At 51.9% G+C, this 13,742-nt stretch carries 9 protein-coding genes and 1 other annotated feature; of the genes, 2 read left to right on the top strand and 7 right to left on the bottom strand.

Annotation, left to right across the window (positions count from 1 at the left end; genetic code table 11):
- Positions 1–66 precede the first annotated feature (66 nt).
- Positions 67–1,488 (bottom strand): MATE family efflux transporter, encoded by a 1,422-nt coding sequence (locus tag ACX1C1_RS08430; RefSeq protein ID WP_458956655.1) that lies wholly within the window; start codon positions 1,486–1,488, stop codon positions 67–69.
- A 224-nt stretch (positions 1,489–1,712) separates the two neighbouring features.
- Positions 1,713–1,992: a binding site (T-box leader), on the top strand.
- A 79-nt stretch (positions 1,993–2,071) separates the two neighbouring features.
- Here ACX1C1_RS08430 and trpS point away from each other — a divergent pair.
- The gene (trpS, locus tag ACX1C1_RS08425; protein WP_458956654.1) at positions 2,072–3,061 is read left to right on the top strand and encodes a tryptophan--tRNA ligase; all 990 of its coding nucleotides are present in this window, start codon (positions 2,072–2,074) and stop codon (positions 3,059–3,061) included.
- A 61-nt stretch (positions 3,062–3,122) separates the two neighbouring features.
- On the opposite strand, the gene ACX1C1_RS08420 is transcribed toward trpS, so the two are convergent.
- Both ACX1C1_RS08420 and ACX1C1_RS08415 read right to left on the bottom strand, forming a co-directional pair.
- A complete protein-coding gene (locus ACX1C1_RS08420) occupies positions 3,123–4,238 on the bottom strand; it encodes an MBL fold metallo-hydrolase (protein WP_458956653.1) in 1,116 nt (371 codons plus the stop codon).
- Between the two features lie 189 nt (positions 4,239–4,427).
- Positions 4,428–5,174, bottom strand: coding sequence for a MerR family transcriptional regulator (locus ACX1C1_RS08415; RefSeq protein ID WP_458956652.1), 747 nt, complete (start codon positions 5,172–5,174; stop codon positions 4,428–4,430).
- Between the two features lie 234 nt (positions 5,175–5,408).
- Between ACX1C1_RS08415 and ACX1C1_RS08410 the strand changes: the two genes are divergently transcribed.
- A complete protein-coding gene (locus ACX1C1_RS08410; RefSeq protein ID WP_458956651.1) occupies positions 5,409–5,795 on the top strand; it encodes a hypothetical protein in 387 nt (128 codons plus the stop codon).
- Between the two features lie 261 nt (positions 5,796–6,056).
- On the opposite strand, the gene ACX1C1_RS08405 is transcribed toward ACX1C1_RS08410, so the two are convergent.
- The 4 genes from ACX1C1_RS08405 to ACX1C1_RS08390 all read right to left on the bottom strand — a co-directional run bounded on the left by ACX1C1_RS08405 (position 6,057) and on the right by ACX1C1_RS08390 (position 13,741).
- Positions 6,057–7,283 carry a glycosyltransferase family 4 protein gene (locus ACX1C1_RS08405; protein WP_458956650.1) on the bottom strand — a complete coding sequence of 409 codons (1,227 nt, stop codon included), beginning with the start codon at positions 7,281–7,283 and terminating at the stop codon, positions 6,057–6,059.
- Positions 7,234–9,162, bottom strand: coding sequence for a CotS family spore coat protein (locus ACX1C1_RS08400; protein ID WP_458956649.1), 1,929 nt, complete (start codon positions 9,160–9,162; stop codon positions 7,234–7,236). The genes ACX1C1_RS08405 and ACX1C1_RS08400 overlap by 50 nt, the downstream gene beginning before the upstream one ends.
- 212 nt (positions 9,163–9,374) lie before the next feature.
- Positions 9,375–11,240, bottom strand: coding sequence for a family 20 glycosylhydrolase (locus tag ACX1C1_RS08395; protein WP_458957632.1), 1,866 nt, complete (start codon positions 11,238–11,240; stop codon positions 9,375–9,377).
- Between the two features lie 221 nt (positions 11,241–11,461).
- Positions 11,462–13,741 carry a helix-turn-helix domain-containing protein gene (locus tag ACX1C1_RS08390; protein ID WP_458956648.1) on the bottom strand — a complete coding sequence of 760 codons (2,280 nt, stop codon included), beginning with the start codon at positions 13,739–13,741 and terminating at the stop codon, positions 11,462–11,464.
- Between the last annotated feature and the right edge of the window lies 1 nt (position 13,742).

Raw genomic sequence — 13,742 nt, 5'->3', positions numbered from 1 at the left:
CAATTAGTGCCGGAGCCTATACGCATGGTATAGACCCCGTATATTCCTCGACTCTAATTGTTCCAATCAAGCCTGCGCCGGAACGGTATCACCTTCAACCGACGGCAGTGATGAATCAGGTTTAACTAACGCGTGCCGCTCCCACTTGCGGCTGCGCCAGCGGAAGTAGAAGATAATTGCACGCAGCCATTCGTCCGCTGCGATCGCCAGCCAGATGCCCGGCAAGCCCATATCGAGCTGGAAGACGAACAGATAACCAAGCGGCAGACTCATCGCCACCATGGAGAACGCCCCGACATACAGCGGATACTTGGCATCGCCCGAAGCACGAAGCGAGTTGACGATAATAATGTTAATGGTGCGTCCTGTCTCCAGAATGAGCGCATACAACAACACCTGCGCTCCGAGACGGAGCACCTCCGGATCATCCGTGAAGAAGCCAATTAACGGCTCCCGCAGAATGACGACAACGACCAGCACCAGCAGCGTGCCAATACTAGCTGAACGAACACTCATCCAGACACGTTTGTACGCATCGTCCGGGCGACCGGCTCCGACCAACCTGCCCACCATAATGGATGTACCCATGCCCACCGCAAACGCGAACAAATAAATCAGCATGGATATGTTTGATGCGTATTGCTTTGCAGCAAGCGCGGCATCGCCCAGATAAGTAACATAGGCCAGGAATACGATCTGACAGCTTTGATACATGACCTGCTCCAGTGCGGAGGGGATGCCGATTCTTAATATTTTGCCGACATACTCCTTCGAAAGGTTCAGATAATAACTGAACTTGATCCTTATTTCCATGACGCGATACAGCAGCCAGAAGAACACGACTACCGCAATCAAGCGACTCGCGATCGTAGAGATTGCTGCACCTTCTACACCTAACGCCGGCATACCCCAATGACCGAAAATGAGCGCATAATTGCCGATGATATGAATCACGTTCATCCCCAGAGCAACAAACATCGCTTCCTTCGTATAGCCGTGCACGCGAATAATCGCCGCGAGAGAATTAATAATCGCCTGCAAGAAGATGGCGCCGCCGACGATCTTGAGATAACTATGCGCGTACTCGTACACTTCGCCTTGCAAATTAAGCGAGCTCAGCAAGAAACCGTTAAACACCACGAAACCAATACTGAGCAAGATCCCGACGAGCAAATTCAACGTTACCGCCAGCGCCGATATTCTTGCGGCTTCAAAGAACTTTCTGGAGCCAATATATTGCGCGACGACAATCGACGCGCCGTTGCCTATAACCTCCAGCAACAGAATCGCGATATGCAGGTATTGATTGGACGCGCCGACGCCCGATACCGCATTATCCGATATTTCGCTTAACATAAACGTGTCCGCAATGCCCATCATCATGAACAATGCCACTTCCAGGAAAATCGGCCACGTCAAATAGAACAACTTAAGATCCTTTGAACGCTCCCCGCTGCCAAGGACTTGTTGCCCCGTATGTTCTCCCAATCCCTTCACCTTCATCCTATGTCGTTTCTCTATATGTGTCTGACGTATATTAGCATAGAATATGTTCTTGCGCATCTGGCAAAATACAGATTAACAAAACATTCAAATCTTCGTTGTACGATCTATGGCAATCGAGAACATTTCGATCATCATCACCAGCGGTCGCCTGCACCTTGACTGCTCCCCGAATAACCGTTATGCTTATGAGCAATTACACGAATACAGTTACAGCCATGAGAAGAAAGAGTACCTTAATAGCGGATGCTCGCAGCGAGCCGGCGGTTGGTGGAAGGTCCGGCGCATACGCATAAGAGAATGGCTCTTCTCGCTTCGGTCCGAACCCCACTTTAGGAGCAGTAGGCACCGACGGCAACTCCCTCCGTTATCTCGGGGAGACTTGAACGCGGTCTCAGCTTGCAATTGGCTTTGCTCGGTTCATGGCTAAGAGCGGCCCGGGTGGGCCGAATTCGGGTGGTATCGCGGAGCATACGCTTCGTCCCTTTTATACAAGGGACGGGGCGTTTTTTTATTGCCTTGCGATGGGATCCGAAGCATTAATAATCCATAGAAATGAGGGATATCCATGACAACCAAACGTTTCTTATCCGGCATCAAGCCAAGCGGCGATCTTAACATCGGCGGCTACGTCGGCGCTCTGCGCCAATTCGTAGCTATGCAAGAGGATGGCGAATGCTTCTTCTTCGCACCCGATCTGCATGCCGTTACCGTACCACAAGATCCTAAGGAGCTTCGCGAGCGCTCCCGCCAGATCGCCGCGCTCTACATTGCAGCAGGCGTCGATCCGGTCAAAAATGCCATCTTCATGCAATCGCATGTGTCTGCTCACGCGGAGCTCGGCTGGTTGATGGAAACACAGGCGCACTTCGGCGAGCTTAGCCGCATGACGCAGTTCAAGGACAAGTCGGACGGCAAAGACACCGTCAGCTCGGCGCTGTTCACTTACCCGGCGCTTATGGCCGCGGACATTCTGCTGTATCAAGCGACTCATGTGCCAGTCGGCGACGATCAGAAGCAGCATCTTGAGCTGACTCGCGACCTTGCGACTCGCTTCAACAACCGCTTCGGCGAGACGTTCACCGTACCGGAGCCGATGATTCAAGAAATTGGCGCACGGGTTATGGGACTCGACGATCCATCAAGCAAAATGAGCAAAAGCAACCCGAACCAAAGCAGCTATATCCTGCTGCTCGACGAGCCGTCGGTCATTCGCAAGAAGTTCTCGCGCGCCGTTACCGACTCCGACATGAACGTCCGTTACGACTGGGACACAAAGCCAGCCGTCAGCAATCTGATCGAAATCTACTCGATATTCGCTGGCGAATCGATCGCGGATGTCGAGAAACGCTTCGAGGGTCAGGGCTATGGCACCTTCAAGAAGGAATTGGCTGAAGTCGTCGTCGCCAAGCTCGCACCGATCCAGCAAACCTACGCTGAACTCGTTCATTCCGAGGAGCTGGATCGTATCCTCAAGGATGGCGCGAACCGTGCGGCCGAGATCGCAAACCGCACATTAAACAACGCCAAACAAGCCATGGGTTTCTTGACGTTCTAACGAAACGATACAAGGGTTCGACGCACATGCTAGGCATGTGTATCGAACCCTTGTTTCTTTCTCATCGGCCTGCCGACTCCCACCATCGCTTGGTCGGATATGCGTCGCCCGTAAGCGGCACACTCTCCCCGATCATCGGAGTTGTAATACGAACGCCTTTGCGCGCAGCCTCCTTCGTCACTCGAATGGCAGGATCATCCCAGGTGTGGAGCGCAAGCGTAAAGCCGCCCCAATGAATCGGCAGCAGCAGCTTGCCCCGAACATCCTCATGCGCTTGCACAGTCTGCTCCGGCAGCATATGAATGCCTGCCCACTTTTCGTCGTATTGTCCACATTCCATCATCGTCAAATCGAAAGGGCCGTAGCGCTCCCCGATCTCCTTAAAGTGCGGGCCATATCCACTGTCTCCGCTAAAGAATACGTTCTCCTCGCGCCCCCGTATCACCCATGAACACCAAAGCGTGCCATCTCGGTTCGACATCCCTCTACCCGAGAAATGTCTTGCAGGCGCGCAGGTCAGCTTAAGACCTCCCGCTTCTCGTTCCTCCCACCAATCCAGCTCCGTGATTCGCGAAGGCTCGACCCCCCAGCGTTTCAAGTGTGCACCTACGCCAAGCGGCACATAGAAGTGACCAACCTTATGACTAATTCGCTTTATCGATGGATAGTCCAGATGATCATAGTGATCATGCGAGAGCAGTACCATGTCTATCTTAGGCAAATCGTCCAGCTCCATAGGGAGCTTGCCTCCATAGCGTTTGCCACCGACGATCGGGAACGGAGACGGCGCTCGTCCGAACATGGGGTCAATCAGAACTGTCAAACCATCTAGCTGGAGCAGCGCCGCCGAATGACCGAACCAGATCACGCGTGGACTGGCAGAGCTGGATCGCAAATCCGCTTCTCGCAGCGGAATGAATGGAATAGCCGTACGAGGATTGCGTTCCGGACTTCCCTTTAGAAATTCCCACGCCGTTGGAAGCATCTCTTTGAACCCTGTCAGCATTTTGGTTTCGATGGGATAACGGAACTTAGCACCATCATAATGCGACAGTCCATAATACCGCTCGCGCTCCGCCTTCGTTGGCTTACCGCCAAAGACAGGCAAAGCTTGCACCAGCATAACGACAGCGAGTACAACAACGATAATAAATACAACAATTATGGCTGTAATCATGTTTCTCCTCCATCTATCTCATCACTCGTCGATATCTCTAAGTACTATCCTAGACTTTCGACAGGGTAAAAGTAAAGAGCACCTCCTTCGGCTAACCGCCGCAATACGCACAAAGCAAAAAAAGCCCCGAACGTTCGTAAGAACATACGTCAGGAGCTTAATTGCAGCCAACTATCAAGACATGCAGCGCTATTCTGCAGGCTGGTTATCCGCATAATGTGCCATGGCATCTCGCATGAATAGGGATAACCCTTCTCCAAATTGATCGATGTTCCGCGTGAATCGCACATCGTCCACGTACATTTGACCAAGTCCTTTGAACGCCTCAAGCGAATACGATCCCATCTTGTTCAGCAGCTTAAACCATTGACCAATAGCAGCTTGCGCCGTTTCGGATGCGGGATCCTCTTGGCGCACTTCCGCCAGCTTGTGGTAGAGCTCATTCATTTCGTCTTGGAAAGCCTGCATCTTGCCATCGACTTGCATCTTTTTCATTTTCTTATTGGATTCATCGACAGCCTGATCGCCCCAGCGCTCTCTTGCCTCTTGTTCGTAGGGGTTGCTGCTGAAATCAAATCCTTTAAACTTCTCTTTATTGGACATCGTTACTTCTCCTTTCGCATGTTGGATTGTGCGCTCCACAGTGAGCAGCAGTTGATCCAGCTGGCTCCTCTTCTCATGAAGCATCTCCTGATGCCGCTTAAGCGCCTCCAGCCGATCGAACGATTCGCTCATGACGATCTCTTTGATTTTTTTCAAAGGAAAACCAAGCTCTCGAAAAAATAAAATCTGCTGCAAAAGCTCCAAATTTCGCTCTGAATACACGCGATAACCTGTGTCCGTCAACTGATCAGGAATAAGTAGACCTATTTCATCATAATGATGCAGAGTACGCACACTGATTCCGGTCAGCTCTGCAACTTCTTTTACCTTCACTTTGCCCCGTCCTCCTTTCTGCTTTTTACTTTAAAGTATCACGTAACGTGAGAGTCAATACGTTCTTCAAAAAAATATACAGAGACTCTTACTCTCGTTTCATCCCTTAATAAACTCTTAATAGAATCTTCCACAAAAACGACGATTGTCCGGCTTCATTCACCCAATCCAAGTGGCATTGCCGCTTATACAATATACGAGGTTCGCAAATATAATAGACGGAGGGATGACAACTTGTCTATCCTGGAACAAGTGAAGGAAGTACTGCAAACAAAGGATGTATTGAGTCTCGCCATTAGTTTTGATAATGGACGCACAAGCAAGATCAGCCTTGATGATGAAGGTCTCACGGATGCAATTCTCGAGCAACAACTCGCTGCTATCGACTGGAATTCTGTCGCCGAAGTAAACTTCGAAGTGTTGGATGACCAAGAGGATGCAGACGATAGTGACGACGACGACGATGATGACGATAATGACGACGATGATGACGACGATGATGACGACGATGATGACGACGATGACGACGATGATGATGACGATGATGATGATGACGACGATGATGACGACGATGATGACGACGATGATGACGACGATGACGACGATGACGACGAGGACTAGTTAATTGAGGTATTGAGCGTCTGGTCCTCATATGCTCCTTATCTTCATCGTTATTCCAACAGCGCTTTCAGCCGCTTGCAGGCCGGAAGCGCCTTTGGTCGTTGCACCGATATTTTAATAGCTTCACTCACGTTTTAATCCTTCCACCGTCGCTTCGACGAATCGCATCATTCGCTTATGCATGATAATAGCGAATTGATATGCCAAAAGAAGCGCCGCTATCCCAGCAGCGCTCCATCTATTGGCATTCACTTTGACACGTTAGCCCATTCCCTCTTCTCCGCCCCGCTCCCTGGCGATCGGCTGCTCGAGTGTCTGCTCAGCCGGCGAATCCACTCTGCTCGTTCTCGGGTTCTCCCATACATCCTGAATATTGCCAGAGACATGACTCCAAGTGAAATTGTCCTCCGCGAGCTTGCGACCGCTTAGCCCCATCTGTCTGGAGTCACCGATATTGGACAACATCGCGTTGATTTGGGTTGCATACTCCGCCGGATCCTCCGGATTCTGGATGATTACGCCGTTGTTGTTTCGGATAATTTCCGGGTTGCCGCCGCGCGCGGTAGTTATGAGCGGCAGCCCCGCTGCCATTGCTTCATAGTGCACGCGAGCAAGCGGTTCTTCCCAAATGGACGTACAGACGAAAAGATCCGCCGCGCAGAACCACTTATGCACATCGCTCGCCTGTACGTACCCGGTCGTCTTGACCGGTAGCGGCGACGTTTCCGCCATGGTGCGAAGGTAAGCGATATAATCGCTGATACGGTTGTCGCTGTACCATGCTGCGCCAACGATGACGAGCACCGCATCAGAATGTTTGATCTGGGACATCGCACGCACCAGTACATGCGGTCCTTTGTTACGGGACAGGCGCCCAACGAACAGGATAACCTTTTTGTTGCCAAGACCATGCAGGGAACGAATCTCTTCCCTGTCGCGCAGCGCCGACTGAGAGAGCTTCCATGGGGCGAATCTCCCCAAATCTACTCCAGAGTAGATCGTACGGATTTTCGCTTCGGCCTGCGGATAATCCTTACAGATCGCTGCGCCGATATAATTGCTGATCGTAATAATCGTATCCACTCGTTCCACAACCGCATCGCCTTCTTCCTTGGCCAGCTTCTGCGGATTAAACATATCGTTGTGCATACTCAATACAATACGAGCATTCGGCATCGCTTCCGCCACCGGCATAACTAGTCGAGGTCGATTAAAGATATGAACGACATCGTACGACTCACTGCTTGCCTCCAGATAAGGGAGCACATGACTCATATAAACCTCAAGCATCCCATTCGACTCAAAACGCAAGTACCGGACGCCGTCCACTCTCTCGTCGCTTGGCAGCTCCGGATCGTCTCGACCGATTACCGTGATAGAATGGCGCGCCTTCAGCAAGCCGACCACGCCGCCAATATAAGTCTGGATGGCGCCGCCCCTAATATTCGGAACCGGCAGCTTCTCCGTGCATATCATCAGAATGTTCAAATGAAGACCTCCCCACCAACGTCATACTCGGACGATACGCCGTTAGAAATAGCTTCACGCCGGCCTTTTGCGAACGACTTCTCCATGGTTTACTTGATTTGACACCGCCTGCGGTCTTTTTGCTGCCGCCCTTCACGCCTTTCTTCACACCGCTTTTCGCGGAGCCGCTTGCGTTTCTGGGCCTCGCAGCTGCAATCGATCTTCCCCCAGCTCCGCCTCCGGATGAGCTTCTCGATTTCTTCTTGCTTCCAGCAGACTTGCCAGACTTCCGTTTGGCAGGCAAGATCACTGCCCCCTCCGAACCTGACCAACGCTTCGACTCTTTTTTGTTGCGCTCCGGCTCAGAAGCTTCGACTTTTTGGGATTTACGTCGCTTCTCCGCTTGCTCAGCAGGCTTCAGCAGCTCCAGCTGCTCTGCCATCAAACGTCTCCGCTTCTTGCTTAGCTTCTTTTTCGCCGTCTCCTTCAGCTTCCGAACCTTCTCTTCTCCCTCTTTTGGCTTCTGAGCCTTTTCTTCGCTATCCTTCTGCTTGCGCACCTTCTCTTTTCCGTCTTTCAGCTTGCGCACCTTCTCTTTTCCGTCTTTCAGCTTGCGCACCTTTTCTTCGCCTGGCATGATCCGCGACTTCCCTTCGGGCTTCACGATCACACTAACCTTCTTCGATCCCTCTTCCGGCGATACCAGCAGCGGCGAAGTGCCCCCTTGCGCAAATTCCTTGTAACGGTATGGCTGACTTGGCGCAGCCGTTACATCCGGATAATCGCCCGCAGGGTAATTCATTTTGTCCTTCTCCAGCTCGCGAAGCACATCCCATTTGTTCGTCTCTGTTGCGACGACCCGGTCCAGAATCGCGTTTAACTCCGTATCCATAAAGATAACCGGATTAAACACGACCTCTTTCACATGCTTATAGAATTCATTCGGGAACGCCATATCAATCCACAGCAGCTCGAATGTCTCTTGATCCAGCGGGTTCGCTGCGTGATACGCGGCGATTACGCCTCTAATCCATTCCAGATCCCAAGCGCCCATATCGTCCATGGTGCTCGTGATGATTTTGCGAAGATCGCGCACAGGCAGGTCAAAGGCAACCCCGTCAAGATCAATGACCCAGATGCCGCCCGGCCCCATCTGACCGTTGGACCAACCGTAATCCTGATGAGCCAGCCCCCAATGTGCCTCACCTTTGGCTACCATTCTCTTATACGCCGATTCCTGGAATCGCTTCAGAATATCCTTTGCCTGCTGCTCAAAGATGTCCAGCACGGACAACAAATGTGAGCTTGCTTGCGTATTCGGATACGCGGTTGCGATATGCCGGAACCAGCCAATCTTCGTCGCAATTTTCTCATACTGGCTTTCCCACTTGTAGATCCGGGACGAGGTTCCTGCTTCAAGCGGCGGTTCGTACCCTTTGGACCATTGATGAAACTCCCCTAAACCATGGCAAAGCGTCTTTGCGCCCTCCAGATCGATCTTCGCGACAGGCGTTAAGGTGTCGATCCAATCCGTGACAATCCACAATTTCCCGCCAGCCTCGATGGAATTGTGTCCTTCTTTGGTCTTAATAATGCCAGGCACCCTGGCGCCCTTGCCTACTACGTACTCCTGCGCGCCTACGCTGAACAAGCTGCGCTGCGGCGTGCGATGAAGCACCTTCAAGCTTCGCGGGCCATGGTTCGTATCGATTCTCCAGATTGCCCCGCCTTTGTCCGGCTTCGATGTAATCAACTGCATATTGCTGATGCTCATATCATAAGATTTCATTACTTCGTACGCGAGACGCTCTAATTCTGGCGGAACATACTGCTCGAGGTTGATCGAAGAGGATTCATCTTGCTCCATATGATCCCAAGGCACGATTTGGTATAGTTCCAACTAAGCTACCTCCACTCTAAGAAGCTGTTTAAGTGATGTTCTCCTATTTATATGCTCTTAGGTTCACTATCGATTGGACAGAAGTGGAGATCGCGGGATTCAAGTTAGTGGACTTTGGAGATGCGGCGCGTTCAAAAAAAAGAAAAAAGCGAACCCGCCCACCCTATATAAGATGGACGAATTCGCTAGTCAACTGCTGTACAAGCAGTGGCTTAGAACGGATTGATGACATGGAAAAACACGTTCGGAGATGCCATCCGGTAGTAATAACTGCACCAGCCCACACCTTTTTCGTTGAACCGATTGACTGTACTGTAGACCAGACGCTCCTGCTCCAGCTCCTCGATCCGGTCGAGATGTCCGTCCGCATAATCGATAAGGCGCATTGCCGCCGTATCCAGACGACTCACAACGCCGCCGTATCGAATGTCAATGACCTCCCAGCCGAAAGGCTTGAACATCCCCAGCCACTGGGCGCGATGAGCGGCACGCAATTCCATGACGCCTTGGGAGATGGCAGGCAATACGTCCAGCGCGATGCGCTTCAGCTCGGCTTTGTCCCCGCCGTCATACGCACGCTTCAGCTCGATGCCGACTTCGCTCTTCAGCTTCAGAACGGCACACAGCTTCTGCGGCACCTCGAATAAGTAATCCAGCTCGGCTGCAGGGTTGCGGCGGCTCGCAATAGTTTGTTCGACTTGCGCATAATGTGCGTTCATCGGCAATCCTTCGATCTGCTTGTCGAACAAGCCAAGCAAGACGTCCTGGTACAACAGGAACTTCGACGGGTTGCTTTGCTTCTGGTTGTTCGGCTCTGCTCCCGGTGTCTCGTCGAGGTACTTCAGATGCAAGTACGCATCCGCTTCGATCCCCGTACAGAAGGCCACACGCTCCGCAACGGTTTCCATGCTCGGCGAGCCTTCCGAATACGCATGCTCGGCGTAGAATTGCAGCCCGAGCAGCGCGATGTACGGATTGCTCTCCATCCCGTCGTCGCCCCACATCGTCGCGTATACCTCGCGGATCCCCTCGCGCTTGCACACGGTCAGAGCGGCTTCCGTCGCCGGCAGCGACAAGCCGTAATTGACGCCAAATGTATTGAACACCCATACCGCACCAGCGAATATCAGATTATTCCCGAGCGGACGATGCTTCGCAATTAACGTCTCGTAATCGGACTCCAGCACATGGTTGTAATCCCAGTAGACCATGTCTACATCCTTCGGAATACGGCGAGCCATCTCTTCCGGAATTACCGTGTCGTGGCCGTAATAATCCTCTCCCCCTGCCGAAGCCAGCTTAAGGAACATATCGCTCCACATCATCGGCTTCAGACCCAGTCGGCGTACGGAAGCAAGCACCTTCTCCAGATGCTGCGTCATAATGTCGAACCGGCTTACAAAGCCGTTGCGATCCAGAAACTTGCCGCGGCCCAGCTCCTCCGCTTCATCCATGCCGATATGGATCTTCTTGCTTCGGAACGGCGCGCTAACGGCGGCGATCATGGATTCTACCAGCTTATCCGTATGATCGTCCTGCGCTAGCAAGGCCCCTTTCGTATCCTTATATGCCTTAACCGGCTCCCACTTCAGAAACTCCTCCAGATGGGCTAACGTCTGGATGCTCGGGAACGCCTCGATCCCGAACTGATCCGCATAATCATCGATTTCTTTCAGCTCCGCAGCCGAATAACGACCGCGCATGTAGCCGAAATAAGCCTCTCCCTCGATCTCGTAGGTGTCTTCCATATACAACATCACGTTGTTCAAACCCATAAGCGCCATCTTGCGCAACAGGAACTTGAAGCTATTCAGCGTCAGGACGCCATTGCGCGACAGATCGAACATTGGCCCGATTGCATCGAATTGCTGTTCTTCCCGAATATGGAACGCCTCTCCGCTTCGGCCATGCTGAACCAGCAAGCCAAGCGCCCGGAAGAACTGATGTTTCGCTCCATAGCGGATATACGCCTTGCCATTTTCCTGTCCAACCTCTAGCTCTCCACCCGAACGCGATACCTCAACCGGCAGTCCGCCTTCATCCAACGTGACCTTCAGGTCTGCTAGAAGCAGCTCCATTCCGGGTTGCAATTCTGCACGATCAACAATTACATTCAGCAACAAGTCGTTTCCTCCTATGCATATATATAAAAATTACGCAGGACACTAAGTCATTCGATCTTCAACTTATTATGCACTATTTATCATTGAATACTTCATAATAATGAACGAATTTTTCATTTTGTGCAAATTGTAATTTCAGCATAGGGCATCATCACCATCCCATCGTTCACGCTCAATCAATGTTGTTTGCGATATTCACCAGGCGTGATGCCGGTTTCCTTCTTGAACATTCTAATAAAGTTTTGCGAATTATTATATCGTAATCGATCAGCAATTTCGGAAACTCTCATCTCCGTAGATCGAAGAAGCTCCTTGGCACGGTCGATACGAGTCGCGATGACATATTCTGTAAAGGTAAGTCCGATCTCTTGACGAAAGACTTGACCAAGCTGAGCTTCCGGCACACTTAACATATCTGCCAAGCAATGAAGAGAAATATCCTGATCATAATGCAGCTGGACATAACCCATTGCACGCCTGACCAACTGATCGGCAACCCCTTCCCTCTCCTGCCTGCCCTTTATCACTTGCGATACGATAGGCAGAAAGACATCATTGGCAAGCCAGTCCTCAATCTCCGGCAACGAACGCAGCTCCTGCAACCGTTCATGAAGCGGATAACGGAATAAGGCGCCGATTGTCAGCGTATTTCCTTCGAACATAACGCGCATGACGGAAGCAAGTAGTATCATAATCGACTCGTAGATTTGTCGTTCGTCAGGCTGAACCGATGACCGCATCGCCGCACAGAATATGCGCAGAGCCTCCTTGGCTTGTTCCCCGTTTCCTAATTTTAATTGAGCCATAATAGCCTTCTCTTGCTCGAAGGGATACATATACGCTTGACTGCTCTGACCTTCATCCCGATGCAGGAACAGATATCTGCTGTCATCCGTAAGCCTCTGCTGCATAGCTTTTCGCGCACCTTCAAAACTATGGTGCAACGCTTCCCTATGCGTAAGTAACGGCCCAATCCCGATGATATGCAGATTTCCCTGTCCGCTCTCCATTTCCAGTAAACGCTGCGCCCATTCCATGATGACATGTTGCCCTTCGGGCATGTGCATGCGTTCAAGCTCGAACAGACCCCCGATCATATCGTAGCCCATTTGAGTGAACCTGCCTCCCGCAGAGTCCTCCATCCCGCGGATTCGCCGGAGCAGCGCCCCGGTCGCCTCGGCCTGCTCTTGCTCCGATCTTATGATTCGATCCCCGGACTGGATACAAATAGCGGCATAACCGGCCCCTCGATCCGACTGGAGAGATAAGGAACGGACAACTTCCATATCCTCTTCCCCAAGCGGCTCCTGAAGCAGCCTTCGCAGCCAGTACTGCTCTCTCTCAGGCGCGAACGACTCCACTTCCTTACTCAGTGCCGAATTGCGAGTATACAGCTGCTCCAGCATCGCACGGAATCGCTGGTACACGTTATTGGACAACAACAGGATAGCCGCAGCCGCAGCACCGACCAACAGCCATGTAATGACTCTGATTTTTTTGCTTACAGCACTTACCTTCGCAGTCAATTCCGCAAGAGGCACCACAGACAGGTAGGTCCAGCCTGTTCTCACGGACTGGATGGCATGAACGAGCAGTCGTTCCCCGCTGACACGTTCGCTGGAGGATACGCCTTCTAGACCCGGCTGCTTCCTGGCAAGCCATGTTTCCAATTCCTCTGCCTTGACATGCATCTGCACGAAAGCCTCTGCTTCCCTTGCCGCATACAAATGTCCCTGTGGACTGATTGCAACTAAACCCCCGCCGTTGTCGAATTCCACATCACCGTACATGTCATACAAGAACGGTTCGTCCAGCAATACGATATAATAACCAAGCGGCTTCTGGAAGGATGCCGGGATCCCCCTGACATATCCTAATCCATCTACAACCCGGTACTCATCGCCCTCCCCAGCTCTGGTCCGATCTAACCAGAAGGAGGGCTCCATCAACTCGCCTCGAAGCTTATTATGGAGCTGCTCACCTAGCCGCTTGGAAGACTCCAGCTCAACACCCCCTGCAGACACGAGCCAATCCCCATCCGTCACATACAGGTACGCGCCTTGTGCATGATCGATAAGCGCCTCCATAGCGCTAAGAACCGTCATTACACGCAGGAGCTCCTTGTCGTCGTGCTGCAAGCTTCCGTTCTTAAGCGCCACTGACAAGGAATCGTCGTCTAACGCATGCTGCAGCACAATACGCTCCACGGTATCCATCAGAGCGTCACTGCGCTCCTGAATCTGCTCAATTAACATCAGATGATACTGTTCAGTCTCCTCGATCAAGCTGTCGCGAGCTGCAGAGTAAGAGACCCACCCTACTGCAAACACGGGCAAAGCCGCAACCAGGACAGCGAGTGCAGCTATTCGAAGCCGTGCAATGAAGCGGGGCACAGGCACCTTCTCTTCGACAGCCTTCAGCCGGCTGTTCCCGCCTATGACGTTTCGCTCAGGCATA

The organism is Paenibacillus sp. strain BS8-2, from assembly GCF_054483835.1.
Note: the sequence above shows the minus strand (reverse complement) of the source record. Positions and strands in the feature narration are given on the sequence as shown.

Coding starts and splice junctions, on each gene's coding strand:
- trpS (WP_458956654.1), top strand. CDS start 2,072: ATGACAACCAAACGTTTCTTATCCGGCATCAAGCCAAGCGGCGATCTT.
- ACX1C1_RS08395 (WP_458957632.1), bottom strand. CDS start 11,240: ATGGAGCTGCTTCTAGCAGACCTGAAGGTCACGTTGGATGAAGGCGGA.
- ACX1C1_RS08420 (WP_458956653.1), bottom strand. CDS start 4,238: ATGATTACAGCCATAATTGTTGTATTTATTATCGTTGTTGTACTCGCT.
- ACX1C1_RS08390 (WP_458956648.1), bottom strand. CDS start 13,741: ATGCCTGAGCGAAACGTCATAGGCGGGAACAGCCGGCTGAAGGCTGTC.